The organism is Streptomyces sp. NBC_01571, from assembly GCF_026339875.1.
Classification (GTDB): domain Bacteria; phylum Actinomycetota; class Actinomycetes; order Streptomycetales; family Streptomycetaceae; genus Streptomyces.
Genome location: NZ_JAPEPZ010000001.1, coordinates 4,991,284 through 5,010,537, shown reverse-complemented (window position 1 = coordinate 5,010,537; position 19,254 = coordinate 4,991,284). Strand labels below are relative to the sequence as shown.

At 68.2% G+C, this 19,254-nt stretch carries 19 protein-coding genes; 2 read left to right on the top strand and 17 right to left on the bottom strand.

Annotated features, from left to right (window positions below; all coding sequences use genetic code 11):
* Positions 1-43: 43 nt before the first annotated feature.
* Positions 44-1,534, bottom strand: a complete 1,491-nt coding sequence (locus OHB41_RS22515) for an MDR family MFS transporter (protein WP_266700028.1) — start codon at positions 1,532-1,534, stop codon at positions 44-46.
* A 184-nt stretch (positions 1,535-1,718) separates the two neighbouring features.
* Between OHB41_RS22515 and OHB41_RS22510 the strand changes: the two genes are divergently transcribed.
* Positions 1,719-2,480, top strand: a complete 762-nt coding sequence (locus OHB41_RS22510; RefSeq protein WP_168528774.1) for a phosphoglyceromutase — start codon at positions 1,719-1,721, stop codon at positions 2,478-2,480.
* 79 nt (positions 2,481-2,559) lie between these two features.
* Here the strand turns inward: OHB41_RS22510 and OHB41_RS22505 are convergent, their stop codons facing one another.
* The 13 genes from OHB41_RS22505 to OHB41_RS22445 all read right to left on the bottom strand — a co-directional run bounded on the left by OHB41_RS22505 (position 2,560) and on the right by OHB41_RS22445 (position 14,534).
* Positions 2,560-3,795 carry a tyrosine-type recombinase/integrase gene (locus OHB41_RS22505; RefSeq protein WP_266700027.1) on the bottom strand — a complete coding sequence of 412 codons (1,236 nt, stop codon included), beginning with the start codon at positions 3,793-3,795 and terminating at the stop codon, positions 2,560-2,562.
* Between the two features lie 88 nt (positions 3,796-3,883).
* The gene (locus tag OHB41_RS22500) at positions 3,884-4,135 is read right to left on the bottom strand and encodes a helix-turn-helix transcriptional regulator (protein WP_266700026.1); all 252 of its coding nucleotides are present in this window, start codon (positions 4,133-4,135) and stop codon (positions 3,884-3,886) included.
* A gap of 494 nt (positions 4,136-4,629) precedes the next feature.
* Positions 4,630-6,111, bottom strand: coding sequence for an AICE element replication initiation protein (locus OHB41_RS22495; protein ID WP_266700025.1), 1,482 nt, complete (start codon positions 6,109-6,111; stop codon positions 4,630-4,632).
* Between the two features lie 2 nt (positions 6,112-6,113).
* Positions 6,114-6,938, bottom strand: a complete 825-nt coding sequence (locus OHB41_RS22490) for a bifunctional DNA primase/polymerase (protein ID WP_266700024.1) — start codon at positions 6,936-6,938, stop codon at positions 6,114-6,116.
* Entirely contained in the window at positions 6,935-7,798 is an 864-nt protein-coding gene (locus OHB41_RS22485) for a deazapurine DNA modification protein DpdA family protein (protein WP_266700023.1), read from the bottom strand. The genes OHB41_RS22490 and OHB41_RS22485 overlap by 4 nt, the downstream gene beginning before the upstream one ends.
* Before the next feature lie 92 nt (positions 7,799-7,890).
* A complete protein-coding gene (locus OHB41_RS22480; RefSeq protein ID WP_266700022.1) occupies positions 7,891-8,202 on the bottom strand; it encodes a hypothetical protein in 312 nt (103 codons plus the stop codon).
* 190 nt (positions 8,203-8,392) lie between these two features.
* Positions 8,393-10,468, bottom strand: a complete 2,076-nt coding sequence (locus OHB41_RS22475) for a hypothetical protein (protein WP_266700021.1) — start codon at positions 10,466-10,468, stop codon at positions 8,393-8,395.
* Positions 10,469-10,470: 2 nt separating this feature from the next.
* Positions 10,471-12,072 carry a hypothetical protein gene (locus OHB41_RS22470; protein ID WP_266700020.1) on the bottom strand — a complete coding sequence of 534 codons (1,602 nt, stop codon included), beginning with the start codon at positions 12,070-12,072 and terminating at the stop codon, positions 10,471-10,473.
* A gap of 91 nt (positions 12,073-12,163) precedes the next feature.
* Positions 12,164-12,379 (bottom strand): hypothetical protein, encoded by a 216-nt coding sequence (locus tag OHB41_RS22465; protein WP_266700019.1) that lies wholly within the window; start codon positions 12,377-12,379, stop codon positions 12,164-12,166.
* Between the two features lie 22 nt (positions 12,380-12,401).
* Positions 12,402-12,743: an RRQRL motif-containing zinc-binding protein gene (locus OHB41_RS22460; RefSeq protein WP_266700018.1), complete on the bottom strand. Its 342-nt coding sequence runs from the start codon at positions 12,741-12,743 to the stop codon at positions 12,402-12,404.
* Positions 12,743-13,750 (bottom strand): DUF2637 domain-containing protein, encoded by a 1,008-nt coding sequence (locus tag OHB41_RS22455; RefSeq protein WP_266700017.1) that lies wholly within the window; start codon positions 13,748-13,750, stop codon positions 12,743-12,745. The genes OHB41_RS22460 and OHB41_RS22455 overlap by 1 nt, the downstream gene beginning before the upstream one ends.
* Positions 13,747-14,280 carry a hypothetical protein gene (locus OHB41_RS22450; RefSeq protein WP_266700016.1) on the bottom strand — a complete coding sequence of 178 codons (534 nt, stop codon included), beginning with the start codon at positions 14,278-14,280 and terminating at the stop codon, positions 13,747-13,749. The genes OHB41_RS22455 and OHB41_RS22450 overlap by 4 nt, the downstream gene beginning before the upstream one ends.
* Positions 14,277-14,534: a DUF6284 family protein gene (locus OHB41_RS22445; protein ID WP_266700015.1), complete on the bottom strand. Its 258-nt coding sequence runs from the start codon at positions 14,532-14,534 to the stop codon at positions 14,277-14,279. The genes OHB41_RS22450 and OHB41_RS22445 overlap by 4 nt, the downstream gene beginning before the upstream one ends.
* Positions 14,535-15,088: 554 nt before the next feature.
* On the opposite strand from OHB41_RS22445, the gene OHB41_RS22440 reads away from it, so the two are divergent.
* Positions 15,089-15,484 carry a GntR family transcriptional regulator gene (locus OHB41_RS22440; RefSeq protein WP_266700014.1) on the top strand — a complete coding sequence of 132 codons (396 nt, stop codon included), beginning with the start codon at positions 15,089-15,091 and terminating at the stop codon, positions 15,482-15,484.
* Positions 15,485-15,700: 216 nt separating this feature from the next.
* Here the strand turns inward: OHB41_RS22440 and OHB41_RS22435 are convergent, their stop codons facing one another.
* The 3 genes from OHB41_RS22435 to OHB41_RS22425 all read right to left on the bottom strand — a co-directional run bounded on the left by OHB41_RS22435 (position 15,701) and on the right by OHB41_RS22425 (position 18,941).
* On the bottom strand, positions 15,701-16,264 hold the full coding sequence (locus tag OHB41_RS22435; protein WP_266700013.1) for a flavoprotein: 564 nt from the start codon (positions 16,262-16,264) through the stop codon (positions 15,701-15,703).
* Positions 16,261-17,496, bottom strand: coding sequence for a helix-turn-helix domain-containing protein (locus OHB41_RS22430; RefSeq protein ID WP_266700012.1), 1,236 nt, complete (start codon positions 17,494-17,496; stop codon positions 16,261-16,263). The genes OHB41_RS22435 and OHB41_RS22430 overlap by 4 nt, the downstream gene beginning before the upstream one ends.
* Before the next feature lie 209 nt (positions 17,497-17,705).
* A complete protein-coding gene (locus OHB41_RS22425) occupies positions 17,706-18,941 on the bottom strand; it encodes a hypothetical protein (protein WP_266700011.1) in 1,236 nt (411 codons plus the stop codon).
* Positions 18,942-19,254: the final 313 nt, after the last annotated feature.

Below are 19,254 nucleotides of genomic sequence, written 5' to 3'. Positions count from 1 at the left end.
CCTCGGGACGCGGGACAGGTCCGCCCGGCCGGCGCGTGCCGGGTCACACCGTGTCGGCGCGGGACCTCGCCGCCGGCGGGGGACCTGTCACCGCCGCCGGACCTGCCGGCGTCGGTGGCATCGCCTGCGGCGGCGGTCCTGCCGCCGCCTCCGCCCCCACGATGATCTCTTCCGCCACCGGTCCGGCCTTCCGCGAAGGCGCCTCCACCGCAGGCGCCTTCGCCACGGACACCTCCATCACGGACACCTTCGCCACCGACGCCTTCGCCACCGGAGCCTTCGCCACGGACACCTTCACCACAGGCGTCTCCGCCGCGGGGACCTGTGCCGCGGGCTCCTCCGCCGGGAGGCGGCTCATCAGCATCCCGTACCCGAGCGCCGCGACCGTGCCCACCACCGCGCACAGCCCCCACAGCCACTCCGCGCCGAGCCGGTCGATGACGACACCGGACATCAGCGGCGCGATGAGCGCGGCGAGCGACCAGGACATGGTGTACATCCCCTGGTACCGGCCGCGGCCATGTGTGGGGGAGAGCAGGATGACCAGCCCCGTCTGCGTCGGGGCGTTGACGATCTCCGCCAGGGTCCACACGCACACGGTGAGTGCGAAGACGCCGACCGATCCGGCGAACGCGGTCAGCCCGAAGCCGTACCCGGCGAGGAGCGACGAGACCACCAGCAGCCGCCGTGGATCCCGGTGCTGGATGAAGCGGGTGACCGGGATCTGCAGGGCGACGATGAGGACGCCGTTCCCGGCGATCGCCAGTCCGTAGTCGGCCGGGGTGAACCCTGCCTCGCCCATCGCGACCGGGAGTCCCACGGAACCCTGCTGGAAGACGAGGCTGACCAGGAAGGACAGCCCGACGACGCTCATGAAGCGCCGGTCGCGCAGCACGGTCCCGAGGCCGGCCTCGGCCGCGGCCTCCTTGGCGGTCCGCACCGGCCGGGACTCCGGCAGCTTCGCGAACACGACCAGCGCGCAGACCAGCGTCATGCCGGCCTCGATGAGGAAGCCCGCCAGGTAGCTGAACTCGGCGATGAACCCGGCGGCCATCGAGGAGACCGCGAACCCGAGGTTGATCGCCCAGTAGTTGAGGGAGAACGCCCGGACCCGGTCCTCGGGCCGCACGATGTCGGCCATCATCGCCTGCACGGCGGGCCGCGAGGCGTTGCTGGCCATGCCGACGAGGAAGGCGACGGCGGCGATGCTCACCGGGTCGTGCATGAAGCCGAGCAGCGCGACGGAGGCCGCGGTCGAGGTCTGCGCGATGAGCAGGGTGGGCCGCCGCCCGAGCCGGTCGGTCATCACCCCCGCGCCGAGCGAGGAGACGACCCCGCCGAGGCCGTGCAGGGAGGCCACCAGGCCCGCGTACGAGGCGGAGTAGCCGCGGTCGAGCGTCAGGTACAGCGCCATGAAGGTGGCCACGAAGGCCCCGAGCCGGTTGATCAGGGTGCTGGTCCACAGCCACCAGAACTCACGGGGGAGCCCTGACACGGTCTCTCGGACGGCACGTCTCATCACGACTAGTGGCATGGCGGACCCCAGGTCAGGCAGGCGCGTAAGCGGCTCGGGCGGTGGGCACAACTTACGAGAATCCGGTTCGGGAGGGCCACTCGATTAACAGATGCCGTCAACCGGCGAACGTTCGCCCGAGCGTCGGTGTCCGTCTGCCGACCGGGGGAGCGGCGCGTCAGCCCGTTCCATTACGCTCGACCGCATGGCCGACGCACCGTACAAGCTGATCCTCCTCCGCCACGGCGAGAGCGAATGGAACGCGAAGAACCTGTTCACCGGATGGGTGGACGTCAACCTCAACGAGAAGGGCGAGAAGGAGGCAGTCCGCGGCGGTGAGCTGCTCAAGGACGCCGGCCTGCTGCCCGACGTGGTCCACACCTCGCTCCAGAAGCGCGCCATCCGCACCGCCCAGCTCGCGCTGGAGGCCGCGGACCGCCACTGGATCCCGGTCCACCGCTCCTGGCGCCTGAACGAGCGGCACTACGGCGCGCTCCAGGGCAAGGACAAGGCCCAGACCCTCGCCGAGTTCGGCGAGGAGCAGTTCATGCTGTGGCGCCGTTCGTACGACACCCCGCCGCCGCCGCTCGCCCGCGACGCCGAGTACTCCCAGTTCGACGACCCGCGCTACGCGACGCTCCCGCCGGAGCTGCGCCCGCAGACGGAGTGCCTCAAGGACGTCGTCGTGCGCATGCTGCCGTACTGGTTCGACGGCATCGTCCCCGACCTGCTGACCGGCCGCACGGTCCTGGTCGCGGCCCACGGCAACTCGCTGCGCGCCCTCGTCAAGCACCTCGACGGCATCTCCGACGCCGACATCGCGGGCCTGAACATCCCCACCGGCATCCCCCTCACCTACGAGCTGGACGCCGACTTCAAGCCCCTCAACCCCGGCGGCACGTACCTCGACGCGGATGCTGCCGCGGCGGCGATCGAGGCGGTCAAGAACCAGGGCAAGAAGAAGTAGGTTTCGTGATCATGACCCTGACCTGCGCACATGGCGCGGGTCAGGGGGCATTTTCATGGCCTGGGCCCACTGTGGGCCCTCAGTGCCCCGGATCTTGCGGCTGGAGCGCGCGACCGATGGCGTTCCGGGCCCGGTCCCGGCTGCTCGGCATGAGGTGCGCGTACACCTTCAGCGTCAGCCCTGGGTCGGAGTGACCGAGGTACTCGCTGACGGCCTTGATGCTCTCGCCGGCGTCCAAGAGAACGGACGCGTAGAAGTGCCGGAGCGCGTGCATGCCGTGCTCGCGAGCAGCCTCATGCTCGCGGCTCTTGGCCTTCGGGATGACGCCCGCCTTCGCGAGTGCGGGCTTCCAGTGGTCCTCGTTCAGCGACGTACGCCAGACGTGCCCGCCGCGAGGCCCGCTGAAGATGAGTCGCTTGGTCACGGGCTGACCGCTCGCGCGCATCCACGGCAGGGTGACTTCGACCGGCGGGAAGCGCTTCATGTGCTCTTTCAGCGCCTCCGCTACGGGCTCGGGCAAAGGCACGTCCCGGAGCTTGCCGCCCTTGGGGGGCGCGAACACCGGCTTGCTCAGGCTCAGCTTAAGTTGCTGCACGACGTGCAGCGTGCCGCTGTCGAAGTCCAGCTCATCGACGCACAGTCCCAGGATCTCGCCCTGTCGCAGTCCGCAACCGGCGCCCATGTCGACCATGGTCCGGAAGCGCTCGACCATGGCGTCACGTATGGCGAAAACGCGGTCAGGCTGCCAGGGGACGACACGGCGGGTGCCCATCTCGGGGAGCGTCACCGTGCGCGAGTTGCACGGGTTCCGGCGCAGGTAGCCGTCCTCTACTGCCGCGGAAAGGACAGCGCGGACGTTGGAGAAAATCACACGGGCGTAGGCGCCGGACATGCCGGAGGCTTCGAGTTGGGTTACAAACTCGCGGATGTGGCTCGGCTGGAACGATCCCAGCGCGCGTGACCCGATGCGCGGAAAGGCGTGCAGGCTGAGCTGAGATTGCATCGACGCTCGGGTGTTTGGGTCGCCGCTCTGGCTCGCCAACCACCCTTCCGCGAACTCCTGAAAGGACGTCCGGGACGCGTTCGGGTCGATGTAGTCGCCGCGAGCCACGTCCGCCGCCATCTTGGTCAGCCACTGCTCGGCGAGGCGCTTCTGTCCGTCGGCGAACGACTTGCTTTTGCGCTTGCCGTCGGGTGCGAAGTAGCGGGCCCGGTAGCGCATGCCGGCTCCGTACCGGGCTGTCTTGACCTTGCTGTTCTTGCCTGCGGAGTTGGTCTCGGTCTTGAACCAGCGGTCTTGGATGCTGCCTGCCATGTGGGGCGCGGTCCCTTCTGGGCATGCCCCGGGGAGGGCCACGGTGTGGCCCTCCCTGGGGTGTTGGTTGGCGCGGTGCGCGGCAGGCTCAGGCCGCGTCGTCGAGGGCGGTGCGTTCGGCCTCCCACGCCCTGACGGCGGCGGGGTTGAAGCGGAGGTAGCGGCCGACGCGGAAGCCGGGCGGGCCGATGCGCTTGCGTCGCCACTGGTAGACGGTTTCGACGCTCGGGAGGCTGAACATGGTGACCAGGTCCTCGGGGGTCAGGTAGCGATCCGGAACACCGCCGCGCAGCAGGGCGAGCAGGACGCCAATCAGGTCGGTCGGCTCTTCGGTGGCCATCGGTTCGGTGACTCCTCATGTCCGTCACGGGGTGGGGTGAGGTCTTCTGCGATGAGTCGCGGGCGCGCGGGCCCGGAGGGCGCGTCTGTCCGAGGTTCGGATTTCTGCGTCACCGCGTCACCTGCGTCATTCAGGCCGCTGACCTGCGGTTATCGGTGACGGAGCGCGGTGGGGGTGCGTCACCGCCGCGTCACCTGCGTCACCGGGGGGTGACGCAGGTGACGCACGATGACGCAGAGGGTTGGGCTCTGCGTCACCGCCTTCTCTGCTGGTCAGGGGCCGTTTTCCGTCGTGTGTGACGCAGGTGACGCAGCGTTCCCCTACTTAGGAAAGAGAGGGAGGTGGTGTCTGTTGTTGTGCGCGGCTCAGAAAGCGGAGAAGGAGCCGCTGCGCGGCACGTCGTTGGGGCGGTGCTGCGCACCGAACAGCAAGAGGAGCACCCTTCGCCGCGTCGGGCCGGGTGCTCTTCTTGCTGTTGTGCGGTGGCCTCGGGCTCAGAACGCCGTTTCCTGTTGCGGCTCGGGTGCCGGTGTCGGTGCGGGTTCGGTGAGTTCGATGTAGCGGGCCGTTTTGGTGCGTCCCCAGTCCACGACCAGGCCGCGGGCGGCGAGGGTGGGCTGAAGGCGCTTGAGCCGGTCGGAGAGGACCTTGCCGGTGGTCGGCCACCCCTTGGGCAGCGGGCGGCAGTCCTCGCCGCTGTAGAGCCGGGTGAGGAGGTGCAGCCACTCCGCGGACGTCATCCGTTCCTGTGCCCCGGGTTCCATGTCGGCCGCGTACTGGAGCACGGTCTGCGCGAGCAGGTCGCCCTCGATGACGTCGTCGTTGAGGTCGTCCAGCCCGGCCCGGTAGGCCGCCAGAGCTCCGAGGCCCATGGCTTCGTCGAGTTGCGCGCACAGGTGGGCGAAGTCCGCCATCCGCAGGTCGGTCGGTGTTACGGCGGTGGCGGCGCGGACCTTGACGGTCAGGTCCAGCAGGGAGCCGAGCATGACGGGCAGGGCTTCGGCGTACTCCGTCCACAGTTCGGCTTCGGTGCGCCGCACCTTCGGGCGTTCCAGGCGCAGCGGGAGGAGGCGTTCGGCGAGGTCGGGGCGGATGACGCCGACGTCGATGCCGGTCAGGAGCAGGGGGCGGCGGTAGCGGGCGCGGAAGACGTCTCCGTCGGTGAACAGGGCGCGCTTGACGCTCTCGGCTCCGGTGACGATGCAGCACATGGCGTCGGACAGGTCCGGGGTCATGTGGGAGAGGTTGTCCAGCGCGGTGACCCATCCCGCGGCGACGGCCGCGATCAGGTTGTCCTCGTCCTTCGGGGCCCGGCGCAGGTCGCCGGTCATGCCCTCGATGAGCCGGATCAGCATCCGCCCGCCGGTGGACTTGCCGGCGCCCTGGGGGCCGGTGAGGAAGGGGGCCGGGACGGGCACGGAGGGTTCCAGGCAGCCGACCAGCCAGGCCATGGCCAGGCACTCGGTCTCCGCGTTCGCGAAGTTGCACAGCCTAAAAAGCAGGTCGATGCCCTTGCCGTTGGTGTCCTTGACGGGCAGCGGCAGTTCGCCGGTGAGCTGAGTGCGCCGCCAGCACACCTCTGCTGGGTCGGGGACGCCGATGTCCCAGCCGGTGGGGTGGATGCGCACGGACTGGCCGTCGTTGCGGCCCAGGTCCAGCCAGGTGGCCCCGTCCAGGCCGGGGGCGACGCGGATGTGGACGGGCTGGACCTGCTCGGTGAGGGCGAGTGCTTCGATCAAGTCGAGTGCCTCCTTCATCGCGGTGCCGTTGAACGTGCCGAGTCCGTCCTTGAACAGGCCGACCATGAGTTCTTGGCGGTGGCTTCCGGTGGTGCCCTGGGAGCGGATCGGGCGGGCCACCGGGTGGCCCTTGCGCTGTGCGTAGACGGTGCCTTCCGCGGTGCGGAAGTAGCGGAAGCGCTCTTGCGCGTAGTCCGCGATGACCTTCCGGGCCGGGTTCTTGTCGTCGTCGTCCATGCTCAAAGCCCCAACCGGGTGTGTGCGTTGGTCCACGCGTCCGTGCAGTGCCGGGCGGTCTCGCCCTTGGCCTGAGCGGCGGTGAACAGGCGGGCGATGTGGTCCTCGGTGAGGCAGCCGCACCGGCCGTGCGTCGAGAGGACGGCCAGGAACGTGCGGTACACGGCCGTGTGCACGCCGCTGGACGTCTCGGTGATGCGCTGCTCCGCCATGGCGATCCCGCGTTCGAGGTAGGCGGGGGTGCGGTGGCGGCATTCCCGGCCCCCGGCCAGCGCGGGGACCCTGATGGGTACGGGGGCCGCGGGCTTGGCTGCGGTGAGCGCGCGCACGACGTCGGGCAGCGCGGCCATGGTGCCGGTGCCGGACCCGAGCCAGCGGGCGTAGGCCATCGTGGATTTGATGTCCACGCCGTGCCGCACGCCGTTGGCTGACGGCATCGTTCCGAGGTAGAGCCAGTGCTCGCCGCGGGTGGTGGGCACGGTCCGGGTGGCGGGCAGGGTCTCGCGGGCCCACGCGATCGCGTCAGCGTTGTCGCAGTCCACGACGGTCAGGCCGGCGGCGCCGGGGTGGTAGGCAACCGCTGCCGCCTGGCGCCACGCCCTCGCCCACTCCTGGGAGCGTAGAACGGTGGGGTCGGTGGTGGCGGCGGCCCACGCGTGGCACGGGCGCGGGCACGTGCAGGGGCCCGGTGCTTTCATGTTTGGCCGGCCCCCGCAGGCATTCCGGGCGCAGGCACGACAGTTACCGAATGGCACCTTCCCTGCCCGCAGGGGCAGGGGCGGAATGCCGTTTGCCGCCAGATGCAGTGCGGTGTCGAGTGCGTTCATGCTGCGCTCCGGTCGGTGAGCATCATCTGCTGCTGGGTGGGGATGGCGCGGATGACGCGCTCGCGCCAGTTCAGGGCGTAGTCGATGCAGTTGGCGCAGTTCTTGTGCGTATGGCCGGACAGGGGCGGGCGGCGGCGGGCGTGGGAACTCCAGGCGGCGGAGTCCGCGGAGGCCAGCAGGTGGCCGACGCGTTCCAGGCCGAGGGTTTTGAAGCCGAAGCCGTGCAGCTTGAAGCCGTGCGCGGCCATGGCGGTGACGATCGCGGCGCCCTGGCGGGTGGACTGCAACCGGCACACCGACCCCAAGCCGACGATCGGCTCGGCCCGCAGGTCAACCCCAGCCTTCTCGTACAGTTCCACGCACCGCTCGTAGGCGGGCACGGTGTTGCCTTGGATGACCGGGGCGATGCGCAAATCGGGTGCGAGAGAGCGCAGTTCGAGGAAGTTGTTCACCGTGCGGCGCTGGTGTTCTTCCACGCTCAGGTGGGTGCCGACGAAGTACTGTCCGCCGAACCAGCCGCCCTCGATGATGGCCTTCTCGCACATCCAGTCCTGCGGGGCGGCCCAGTCGAAGGGGCCGACGTGTTCCCAGATGCGGCGCAGGTCCTGCACGTACTGGCGGGGCGATCGGGTCCAGGTTCCTTTGTCCTTGAGCTCCATGAAGCCGCCGGAGTCGATGGCATAGGGGCCCTGGGCGACGTCCCACTTGATGGCGCGGTCCCAGTGCTCGGATTTCAGGAACAGCGGCACGTCGGTCCAGCGCAGCCAGTGCCGTTTGTGGGTGGTCAGGTAGAAGCGCATCCCGCTCGCGGCGGGAGCTCCCGCCTGTAAGGCTCGCGGGATGGTCACGGGTTGCGTCATGCTGGGATGTCTCCAGTTCCTTTTGATGGATGCTGGCTGGCAAGGGCGGCCCCGGATTCTTTGGCGAGATGCGGGGGCCGCCCTTGGCGTAGCTAGGTGTTCTTTCCGCGGGCGAGCTTCAACGTGATGCCGCCGGCTCCGATGGGTCCGGCGGCGCCGGCGATGACGGTGAAGGTGTGGGCCGCGGCGTCGAGCAGGAAGCAGAGGGCTGCGACCAGTCCCCAGCCGCCGAGGACGGCGGCCCCGGCGATCGCGAACGGGACGACGATCCGGCGCAGCGTGATGGCGTTGTCGTTGGTCGCCGGGGTGACGATGACGACCGGCTGGCCGGTGGCCTGCGCGCGGTTCCAGGCGTCGGCGGGTATGTGCGGGGCGATGATTCCGGGTGGGATGTTGCGGTCCATGGCGGTCTCCTTCGGCATGGGATGGTGGTGGCGTTGCGTGACGATCGCGCAGGGGGCTACTGGGTAGTGGGTAGTGGGGTCCTCAGTGGGGAGGCGCTGTTCAGAGCCCGTGGCGCCCCAGTAGGGGCCTGTAGTGGGTAGTGGGGCGTTCCCCCACTACCCACTACTCGGTAGCGCTGTGTGAGGGCGTTCAGGCGTGGTCGGGGTGGACGTAGACCGAGTGCGGTCCGTTGTCCCGGTAAACCAACGCGCCCCGTTCCATGGCGGCTTGCAGCGCGGCCCGGACCGTTTTGCGGTCTTTGCCTGCCAGTTCGGCGACCGCGGACGGCTTCATGCCCTCCGCTCCGGTCGCCTTGATCGCTTCCAACGCGGCCGGCAGCCATGTCGGGCCCTGCTCGCCCCGCAACGCCGACAGGTCCAGCCCGGCCGGCCGTTCCGCCCCGTCGCTGCGCTCGGTGGTGTGGGGTTCGGGTGCGGTGCCGAACTGCGCGTCGATCTCCTCCCGGAACCGGCGTGCCAACGCGTCTTCCGGGGACTCTGCCTGCTCGCTCAGCGCTGACAGGCGCAGGCCCCCAGGTGTCCCGGGCGTGTCCCCGTCGGTGTCGTCGGTCGCGGCCTGGTCGCGCATCCACGCGGTGCGCTCCGCATCCCAGCGCCGTGCGTAGGCGGGGCCGGCGGCCTTAGCGGACACGTCATCGAGCGTCGGGTGCCGGTCGGATGTTGCCGCGGTGATGTCCCGGATCTGGTTGGGGAGGATCCGCCACCCCTTGAACAGGGCGGCCGGCGATTCCGGGGTGCTCATGAACCCGGCGCCCTTGTGCGGCGCCTGGTCCACCCGCAGCCCGCGGGAGCCGGGGAACATCTTGGACAGGTCCATGCCCTCGGTCTCGCCACCGGTGAGGGCGACACGCACCTTGGCTTCCCGACGGATCATGAGGTTGCTGAGCACGCTGCCGGTCGCACCCAGGGCGGTGAGGACGGTACGCACACCCATGGCGCGGGCAATCCGGATCACTTCGAGGATCTTTTCCCCGAGCTTGCGCACGGCCCGATCGGTGCTGGCCAGGATCTCCGCTCCCTCATCGATCACCAGCATGATCTGAGGAATCTTCCGGCTGACCGGCAGCAGATCCGTGTTGGCCTTCGACAGCAGGGCTTGGTAGCCCATCTTGCGCTGCTTGGCCACGCGCACGGCCGTATCGAGCATGGTCAGGGCTTCGTCGTAGGTGCCGGCGAGCCAGTCCACACCCGGCCGCACAGGCTTGCCGTCCTCCCGCACGAGTTCCCCGTTCAACGCAGGGAGGACCCAGGGCAGGCCGGCCGAGCCTGCGTTGAGGTCGATCACCCAGGTGAGGATGTCCTCGGCGCGAGCGAACCCCGCGAGGATCGCGTGCACCATGTTCGTCTTGCCTGACCCGGTCGGACCGACGATCAGCGCGCACTGCTCCCGGAGGTAGGCGAGGATCTGCTCGGCGTTGGTGCGGTAGCCCCACGGGATGCCGGTGTGGATCGACAGTGTGCTGTAGTCCGTCGGGTAGTCGCGCTTTTCTTCGAGGACGTTGACCGTGGTCACGTCGAGGATGACGCGGCCCTGGTGGATGCCGGGGCCCGCCGTGGCGGTGCAGCCGTGCGGCAGCCGGGCGTCCGCGGACAGCCGCGGCGACTCGGCGGCGATCTTGTTCCAGGTGGCGCCGCCGGGCGGGAGTTCGGCGTCGATGGAGAATCCGGCGCCGGTCTCCCACAACTCCACGCCGACCACCCGCACGGTGATCGAGCAGACGCGTTGGATGCGGTCGACCCATTCCGCGGCGATCGCCCGCCGCTCCGCGGACAACTCCGCGGCGATCTGCCGCTGCTCAGCCGCAAGGGCTTCGTCCTCACGGGCCTCCTCGTAGAGGGCGACGGAGCGGGCGGTGGCGCCGATGCCGACGCCGATGGTGGCCAGGGAGCCGAGGGCGGCCCAGGTGAGAGGGCCGTGGGTCATGGCCCAGGTGGTCCAGCCGGCCCCGATGAGCCAGGACGCGGCGCGGGTGGCGAGGGTGCGGCCGGCGTTACGCACCCGGATGCCGGCGACGGTGTGCCCGAGGGCGCCGGCCGCGCCGACGGCGAGGGCCCAGCCGGGGGGCATGGCGGTTGCGGCGCCGGTGGTGGCGATGGCGAAGGCTCCGGTGGTGGCGGACAGGGCGCCGGTCACGGGTCCGTGACCGGCTGCCCAGTCCAGCACCGGGCCACTGCTCTGCTGTTTGGCGGTGGCGGTGCTGGCCATGATCAGACGTTCCAGCCCTTCTCTGCCTCGGTGCCGTTGCGGGGGTCTTCGTGGCGGGCGATGTCCTGCGCGTGAACCTGTCGGAACAGCGGGCCCATGTCCTCGGCGACCGCGACGGCGCTCATGACGGCGCCGAAGATGTCGTTGAAGCCGTCCGCGATCTGCTTCTCCAGCGGGAACTCACTGTCGGAGCGCTCCGCGAGGATCTTCATCACGTTCGCCACGCTGGTCAGCGCGGCGGGGAGTCCCTCGACCATGGCGAGGATCTCCATGGCGTTCTCGGGGTCGTAGGCGTTGGCGGCCTGCTCCATCTCGGAAGCGGCCTCTTCGAACCGGAAGCCGGACACGTTCTCTCCTTCACTCACAGGGGTGTTCGTGCTGGTCGGGACCGTCGTGGGAGGCCGCTTGACGTCGTCGGCGATGCCGGCGGCGCCGTCGGTGGCGGCCTCGGTGTCCGCGGCGGCCTCCCGCTCGGCCAGTTCGTCGCGGATCGCGTCGTCGCGGAGGGTGCGCTGCTCGCGGGCCGCCCCGACGATGCGCCGGTACAGGCGCCGGCCGGGGTGGATCAGCCACGGCAGGTTCAACTTGCGACCGATCGGGCTGGTGATCAGCCCGAGCAGGCCCAGCGGCAGTGCGAGCAGCGCGGCGAGCAGGCGACGGCCGTGGAAACGTGCCGCCGACCGGCGCAGAGCCTGCCGGGCTGCCTTGCGGGCGGGTGCCTTACGGACGGCGCCGCGCTGCGCGTCGACAGTGGCGCCCGCCTTGCGGTCGCGGCGGGCACGGTTCTTGGCGATCGCCATATCGCGTGCTCCGCGGGCTTTGCCTGCGGCGCCGGCAAGCATCCGCCCGGCGATACCGCCCTTGTGCCCGGCACGGCCGGTCAGCCCCGTCCCGCTACCGGCTGCTTTGGCGTTGCGTCGGGCGTCGGCGACCGCGCGGCGGGCGTCGGTGGTCTGCGCCCGCTGCCCGCCGCGGGAGCCGGCCGCGTCCTTCCGTGCGGCCCGCAGCGCTTTGACCTGCCCGACACGGCTCGCAGCGCCCTTGCCTGAGCCCAATTGGTGTTTGGCCGGGCCGTGTGCGCTCTTGCGGAGGGTTTTTCCGCCGGTGGTGGTGCTGCCGTGGCGGGTGGCGGTGCCGCCGTTGGTGCGGCGGTGTTGGCCGGGCACCTTGCCCGATCGGCCACCGGAACCACCGGAACGTGAGCCGGCCGAACGACCTCCGGAGGAGCTCCGGCGGCTGGCCGCACCCGAGCTGTGCTGTCCCGTCTTGCGGGCGGCTGAGCGGCTGGCGGTGCGGGCGGCGGACCTGCGTGCTTCCCGGCGCGGGTCCGGCTTGCGGGATCGGGTGGCGGCGATGGTGCCGAGGACGACCATGCCGGTGGCGGCGACGGCCGCGGCGATGGGGCCGCCGGCCAGGGATGCGGCGGCGACCGCGCCGATGGTGCTGTTCGCCCCGGACAGAGCGAGCGGGACGATCGGCCACCCGCCGGGCGTGTGGTCGACCTCGTGCACGTCCTTGGCCACGGCGGGCGGGGTGTCGGGGGGCGGGGGTGGTGTGATCGGGGCAGCCTCGACGGCTACCGGCTCGGTGCTGAGGTCCGTCATGCTGTGAGCACTCCTTTGGGGAGTAGGGCCCGGCCGGGGCCGTGAGAAGTGCCGGCCGGGCCCGCCAACGGGATGGTGAGCTGGGCGCGGGTCAGAGCTGGTTGCGCTCCAGGGAGAAGAACAAGACCGTGGCGCCGGACAAGGCGGGGTCCTGCGCTGTCACGGCCTGGTAGAGCTGCTGGTACATGTCCTTGCGGGTGGCACCGGGCGCGGGGGTGCAGGTGCCCTCCTGCGTCATGGAGAGCAGGCCCGGCTTTTCCAGAGACAGCACGAAGAAGTGCGTGCCCTGCTGCGGTGCAACACTCACGATTCCTCCAGGTAGGGGGCGTTCAGGCGGCGCGCTGTTCGTCGTCGGGGTAGGCGCAAGGCACGCACATGCCGAGCGAGGCAGGGATGACGTAGCCGGCATCCCGCCCGCACTGCGGGCAGGTGCGGCGAGCGGCATTCGCCTTGGTCACCGCCGCCCACTTCGCCGGCGTCATCGGGCGGACCGGCTTGGCATTGTCGATCTCGTAGAGGTAGGCGACCAGTGGGCCGCGGCGACGGCGTCGGCGCTCGAGTTGCGCGGCAACGTCCTGACCACCGGGCCGCAGCCCGCGCGCCCGCAGTTGGCGGACCGTGGCCAGACCCTCCGGGGCCAGGCGCCACGAATAGACCGGTATCGCGCCCATCAGTTGCTCGCGATGGCCAGGCCAGCACCAGAGGTGCTGGTGTCGCGGTGTTCGGCGTAGCGGGCGGACACCCAGCCCACCGACCAGCCGCACAGCTCGGCAGCCTGGCGCACCGACAGGCCTGTCTCGAACGCGGCCGCCGTGATCCGGCGGGCCTCATCCTCACCGAGCTTGCCCGCGGCCGGGCCGCGCTGCAGCAGGGTTTCGCGTTTACGCGTCAAGCGCTCCTGGCACTCGCGCTGTTCACGCTCGGCCCGCTCCGCGCGCTCGCGGCGCTCGGTCTCGGCTTGCTCGCGAGCCCGCCGTTCACGGAGTTCGCGCTCGTGTTCACGCTCTTCATGCTCGCGTTCACGGCGTTCACGAATCTCCCGCTCGGCAGCCTCGGCCCGCTCCCGGGCTTCACGCTCGTCGCGTCGCTGGCGTGCTTCGCGTTCGGCTGCCTCGCGGGCCAATGCGGCTTCGTGTTCACGCTGTTCACGGGCCAGCATCGCGGCGTGCTCGCGTTCCTGCTGCGCTTCGGCGCGGGCCTGCTCGGCACGTTCGCGGGCCACCTGCTCGCGCCGCTCCTGCTCCGCATGCCGCTGGGCTTGCAGGGCCTCGACGGCGTGCGCGATGGCGCGCCGGTAGGCGAGGCTGGTCTCCGCCGTGACGATCAGCAGCAGCGGCGCCACCGCATGCACAGCCACGCCGACCAGGTCTTTCTTCAGCGCGGAGTCGGCCGTGTTCAGTGCGAGCGTCATCAGGCCGGTCATCCAGCGCAGGATGACGGGCCACCGTCCGCCGTGCCCGCCTAGGCGGCCCAGCACGTCATCGAGCTTGACCACGATGACCACGGCCGCGTCCACCACGAGCGGCAAGATCGGGGCCGTCCAAGCCCAGTCATCGGCCGTGTGCTCGGCCATCAACGGCGTCACGGTCAGGATCGAAAAGAGCATCGCCCCGCACACGATCAGCCACGTGCCGCCCGACAGGGCCCGCTCTGCTGAACGGGTCTGAACACTGTTCACGCCGCCTCCCCGACCGGCTTCGGAGCGGGCAGGGACGCACGGCGAAACCCGTGGGACGTCGCATCGTGGATGAACGCCGCACACGACCACTCGCACGCGGACGCCGCGCGTTCACCCAGCGGCACCCATGCGGCGCCGGCGGGCACGCCGTGCGTCGCGGTGTCGGCGTAGAGGTCCTCACGGCAGGCGTAGATGTTGTGCGGCTCGCCGTAGTGCAGCAGCACCGTCAGCGTCCTGCCCTCCATCGACCGGGCCGCCTGCTCCTCGCGCAGCCGCCGGATCTGGATGTCCTTCAGCAGGAGTTCCTGCTGCGCGACGGACAGCTCCGCCATCGCGTGGGCGAGGATCGTGCCCACCTCGGTAGCAGTCGCCTCCGCCCGCTCCGCGCGGTCGGTCACTGCGTACAGCTCCCGCATGTGCCGGCCGAACGCCTCGTTCGCCGCGCTGCTCGTCTGCCGGGCGTGCTCGCGGGCCACGCTCGCGGCGGCCTCCAGCCGTTCCAGGCGGGATGCGGTGACCAGGCGGATCATGCCGCCTCCCCCGCCGTAACGCGGTTGGCGACCTCGCGCCGTGCAGCCAGCACCTTGTTCGCCGCCCTGCGCAGCCGCCGCTCACCGAGCACGGACGCCGGCCGGTCCAGCAGCGCGATCTGCACGTCCAGCAGCTCCAGCTCCGCATCGATCAGCGGCGCCTCACGCTCGATGGCCTCCAACTCCGCATCCGTGGGCTCCATGAACGGAGCGAACGCGGTAACAGCCTCCTGAACAGTCACGATGTGATTCATGGGTCGTGGTCTCCCTAGCAGGTGAAACGGCCCGAACAGCACCCCCGGAGAGTCAGCTCCGGGGGTGCCTGCCGTTGGTGGTGAATCACGCGAACCTCGCGTGATGCGGCCACTGAGCAGTGGCCAAAGCGCCCCGGACCGGACTCGAACCGGCCAACTTCCTTCGGGGCCCGCGATCTTTGCCCTTGTCTCACCGCACGTACGAGTCGCTTGTCCGCCCGGCAGGGACGGCTTGGGAGAAGGTGCTTGCTACTCGCGCGGCAGGGCCCACGGCTTGTCGCTGTTGCCTGGTGCTTCCGGCGGCCGCTCTCCCCATGTGCAGGTTGCGGTGCGCCCTCTGTTCAGTTCTCAACCAACTGCCGCTGCCTTCGTACTCACCCCTGCGGGCTTTCCTCCGGGCGCTATCTGCGCAGGTCAATCACTTACGAGTCCGGATGTTGAAGTCTTTTCGGCTTCGCGTTCCGACCTATCCAGATTGACCTAGGTCAATCTGCGTGTCAAGGAGGTGTACCGGAGAACCTGAGATTGACCTAGGTCCGGTTACTCTCGGAGGTATGGAGCAGAGCCTCGAAGTGCCCAAGCCCACGCCGACGGCCAAGGCGATTGCGGCGCAGTTCCGCGAGAGGATCACTGGCCCCGATCGTGAGTACGCCGCGGGGGACCGCCTCCCAGCAGCTCGCGCACTTGCCAAGGAACTTGGTGTGCAGCTCATGACTGTTCAGAGCGCGTACGGCCAACTGCGTGACGAGGGGTTGATCCTCACTCAGCAGGGGCGCGGGACGTTTGTCCGCGATCCTTCGGCACCTCTCGGGACCGAGCCGGGCAGCAGCCCGGCATTCGCGGCCCTGGCCACAGAACTCAGCACGATTCATGACGCTCTCCGGATGCTCGGTGAGCGGCTTGACCGGCTTGAGCGGCTTGTGGGTAGCGAGACTCCACCGTCACCGTGAGTTCATCCGCACGCCTCAGCAGTCGTTCGACCCTGAGGCATGCGTCCCTCAAACTCGCTTTGATCAAAGCGAGTTCAGCAGGAGACATGCATTCCAGCTCGCCGCTTCGCTCATTGATCCCTGGCATGCCAATGAGCATGTCGCCGTGAGCGGCAGAGGACCCGGACAGAGTGTCCGGGTCCTCTTTCCACGCAGGTCAGGGTGGTTGACGAATCGTCATCGGGTCGCTTGGTCCGCGGCGTCCAGCACTGCCCCCCAAGGCAGTTCACGGCCCGTCGGCGCTTCGCGCGGCTCGTATAGCGGCCACACCTCCGGACCGTAGACGATGAGTACGCCCCCCGCCCGGAGGGTGTCGATGTGGTGCTGCCACGCCGGGTGGCGAGCGTGCGCCGCGTTCACCCGAGGGAAGACGACGACGGGCAACCCGAGAGTGCCGATCGCCTCGCCCACCTGAGTGAGCGCCTGGTTGTCCATCAGGCCCGTGGCGAGCTTGGCCACCATGTTCGCCGACGCGGGGGCCACCACGTAGCAGTCAACGGCCGGGTGCGGTCGCGTCTCGCCAGGAAGGCGCAGTTCGTGGCGGACGGGTAGGCCGGTCAGCTTCTCCAACTGCTCGACCTCACCGCTCAATCGTAGCCACTGACCTGCGGTCGGCGTCAGAGTGACAGCAACCTGCCAGCCGCGCTCCATCGCGGGCTCAACCAGGCCGGTGCGCAATGCCTCTACGCCTCCGGCCGCCGAACCGACGACTCCGAGCACCCCACGCTTGCCTGAACTCACTGCACCGCCCTGCACCGTTGAGCCATCACGAACACCTCGGACGATCGCGAGCCACCGGTGACAGGTGATTGCTTGATCAGATCTCGCAGCGTCTCGCGAACCCTCGGATTGTTGCGTACGAGCTGCGGCGAAGTGCGTTCGGCCGTGCGGAGTTCGGTGAATGCTTCATCGCCCTGCCCGTTGAGCGAGAGTGCGCGCGCGAAGTCGATGCGGTGCGACACGCTGCGTTCCTGAGGCATGTGATCGACGTTGATCCGGCCGTGTTCCACCACGTACGACACGTTGTCGAGGTCCAGCTCAACCGACAGGCGGTGAAGCAGGACGTTCGTGGGTCCGAAGCCTGTCTGCCAGTAGTTCTCATCCGAGCCGAGGTCATCCGCGAGTTCCTCGGCTCGGTCCAGCAGGCCGGTTGCGGTGGGCCGGTCCTGGTGGCGAGCCGCCGCGACGGCCGCCCGCAGGTGGATCATCCCCAGCAGACTCAGGGCCGCAGGGTCGTTGTCGGTCACCTGAGACGAGAGCCACGCGGCAGCCGTGTTGCCCAACTCCAACGCGTCGTCGTACCGGCCGTTGGCCAGCAGGGCGTGTGTCCCGGACCGTGCGGCGGACGCCAGCACGAGCGGGTCGTCGGACTCGTCTGCGGCACGCATTGCACGCTCCGCAGCGAGCCATGAGATGTCCGACTCACCGATCTTCGCGAGGGTCGTCGCTGCGAGGTGGTGAGTACGGGCTGAGACTGCCCAGCAGTCGCTACGGTCCTCGCCGCGCCGTGCGGCTCGCTCCTCTAGCTCTTGCGCGGTCTGAAGAAGTGCGGGAAGCGCGGCGATGACGCTGCCGAGCCGCCCACCTTGGTAGTCGTTCCATGCCTGCTCGACGCGTACGGCTACGGGCGCCGGCGTGGGAAGCTGCACTTCAGCCTCGGGGCCAAAGAGCAGACGCGATAGCCGACGCGGGCTCATGAGCGCGTCACGCACGGCCGGAACGTCATCCTGCTGCTTCTCGTCCTCCATGAGCACGGTCTGACCGAGCAGGTCCCCGAGGGGCACACGCAGAATGCGCGAGAGCTCCGCGAGCATGTCGATCCGGGGAGGCTTCCGGCGCCCCGTCTCGATCTTCGCCAACCAGTCGGTGCTACGCCCTACAAGGCCGGCGAGCACTTCTTGCGTGTAGCCACGACGCTTCCGGTAGAACGCGATGCGTTCACCGACGCTGAGGTGATCTCCAAGACCACGCATTAGTGCTGCCTCCTGCGAGCGGTAGGGGCCCGTCTCACCGTACAGAGCGGAAGGTGAGGCAGGCAGTTGGCCTGCTTGTTTCAGGGCTGAAACAAGGATGGGCGACGCGTAGAGAAGGGACCCGGACAAAGTGTCCGGGTCCCTTCTCTACGCGTCGTCGCGAGAGCCGGGCAGGGGTGGTCAACGATGGGCGCAGTTGATGAAACCGTCTATTTCTCTGTGAACGCTTCTTCGGAGTCTGCTTGTTCCAATTGCCCGGCCGCCACTATTTCCGATTTCAGTTGTTTCCTGAAGCTTTTATATAGCGGATCCGTTGCGACATCGAAGACAGTGATTGTCCCGTCTTCCAGGAGTGGGCGCACCTTGTCGATAGTTGAATCCAATTCAAGGATTGCATCCTTTCGCAAAGCGAAAATTGGAGCCAAGCCGCTAACGTCCCACCCCTCTACTTCGCCTTTAATGCTATCTAGTCCAATTTCTTCTTTCTGGGCGATCCATCCCCGCGTGCGAACGTTAATTTCCTGACTGCGTGTCAGTTCGCAGCCGAGAGCGTATTTGGAGAGGGCTATGCATGTACGCCAAAGCCCTTTATGTGACAACCTGTTAATGTCTGTCGTGAGTGTGGATAGGTACGCCTCTTTCTCTCTCTTGTGGAGTTTCATGCCTACATCAACGCTAAGGAGCCTACCTAGGGCGAGAATCTCCTGAAGGTGCTCATCGAGGTACTGGCCATTGACCCTCAATTTTTCACCCAGCTGAACAGGAGTCCGAGGTGTAAGCTTACTGACAATCTCTAGGTAGAGATGATTTGCGACGCCGTCAGCGTGCACGAGTAGATTTCTGCGGGCGAATGCCTCTCGAAGTTTAGGCCAGTCCACCGGAAGTGCCACCATAGATGCGCCTCCGCCTGCCCGTTTGAGCCACTTCTCCCACCCGTCAAGGCTTTCATATAGCAGCTTAGATACTCGCTGTTCTAGCAGAAACTCCCTTGCGTCATCGAGTGACGCAAAGTCGGCGAGCTGCTGCAGTGTGAATGCGTGGTCGGAGTCATTGAGTGCCGCCTTGTTTACTTTGAATATGGAGCGCGCAACCCTGCCGAAGAGAACCTCAAACCCTGATATCGAAGAGACGAGGAGGGAGTTCCGTAGTAGGTCATGATGAGGGGCGGCTTGCACTTGCTCCATGGTGAGCCAGGTTAGCTGTGACAAGGCTGCGCCCGGTGACCCATCCAGAGAGAATGTGAAAGTAGCCTCTCTCTCCCCTTCTTTCGGATCTGTAAGCGAAAGAACCCCCTTGGCGAAATCTCTCATTCCTTCTGTGAGGTGTGGCACCTCATCTTCGGGAAGATGCTGCGTAATTTCTTCGATTATGCGATTGGTGCGATTTTTTGCCTGCGCTTCCAGTTCTGGTAATACAGTTTTGTTGATTTCGTGGATCGAGGTCATCTGTAGCGTAAATTGATCTGCAGCCCTAATTATTTCCCATGTGTGGGGAGTTGCTTCGAATCGGCCTGCGGTAAGCTCGGGCAATTTTTCGTTCCCCCTCAGGAGGTCTGATAACCGACTAAGCAATGGTCCTCTAACGCAAGTCCGCATGCAAGGGGGAATCGTTGGATCGCTCGTACGTGGCAGGTGCGGTCGATGTGGGCCGCCCTGGTCACCAACGGACGAAGGAGTTAGCCCGGTGGGATGGGGGCTGATCGACCGAGGTGGCGCATGCCGAGAGAGGTTCTGAAGGGCAACCCATGGCCCCTGGCAG

Coding starts and splice junctions, on each gene's coding strand:
- OHB41_RS22485 (WP_266700023.1), bottom strand. CDS start 7,798: ATGACGCAACCCGTGACCATCCCGCGAGCCTTACAGGCGGGAGCTCCC.
- OHB41_RS22425 (WP_266700011.1), bottom strand. CDS start 18,941: ATGACCTCGATCCACGAAATCAACAAAACTGTATTACCAGAACTGGAA.
- OHB41_RS22445 (WP_266700015.1), bottom strand. CDS start 14,534: ATGAATCACATCGTGACTGTTCAGGAGGCTGTTACCGCGTTCGCTCCG.
- OHB41_RS22450 (WP_266700016.1), bottom strand. CDS start 14,280: ATGATCCGCCTGGTCACCGCATCCCGCCTGGAACGGCTGGAGGCCGCC.
- OHB41_RS22440 (WP_266700014.1), top strand. CDS start 15,089: ATGGAGCAGAGCCTCGAAGTGCCCAAGCCCACGCCGACGGCCAAGGCG.
- OHB41_RS22480 (WP_266700022.1), bottom strand. CDS start 8,202: ATGGACCGCAACATCCCACCCGGAATCATCGCCCCGCACATACCCGCC.
- OHB41_RS22475 (WP_266700021.1), bottom strand. CDS start 10,468: ATGGCCAGCACCGCCACCGCCAAACAGCAGAGCAGTGGCCCGGTGCTG.
- OHB41_RS22470 (WP_266700020.1), bottom strand. CDS start 12,072: ATGACGGACCTCAGCACCGAGCCGGTAGCCGTCGAGGCTGCCCCGATC.
- OHB41_RS22515 (WP_266700028.1), bottom strand. CDS start 1,534: ATGCCACTAGTCGTGATGAGACGTGCCGTCCGAGAGACCGTGTCAGGG.
- OHB41_RS22510 (WP_168528774.1), top strand. CDS start 1,719: ATGGCCGACGCACCGTACAAGCTGATCCTCCTCCGCCACGGCGAGAGC.
- OHB41_RS22505 (WP_266700027.1), bottom strand. CDS start 3,795: ATGGCAGGCAGCATCCAAGACCGCTGGTTCAAGACCGAGACCAACTCC.
- OHB41_RS22500 (WP_266700026.1), bottom strand. CDS start 4,135: ATGGCCACCGAAGAGCCGACCGACCTGATTGGCGTCCTGCTCGCCCTG.
- OHB41_RS22490 (WP_266700024.1), bottom strand. CDS start 6,938: ATGAACGCACTCGACACCGCACTGCATCTGGCGGCAAACGGCATTCCG.
- OHB41_RS22495 (WP_266700025.1), bottom strand. CDS start 6,111: ATGGACGACGACGACAAGAACCCGGCCCGGAAGGTCATCGCGGACTAC.
- OHB41_RS22430 (WP_266700012.1), bottom strand. CDS start 17,496: ATGCGTGGTCTTGGAGATCACCTCAGCGTCGGTGAACGCATCGCGTTC.
- OHB41_RS22460 (WP_266700018.1), bottom strand. CDS start 12,743: ATGGGCGCGATACCGGTCTATTCGTGGCGCCTGGCCCCGGAGGGTCTG.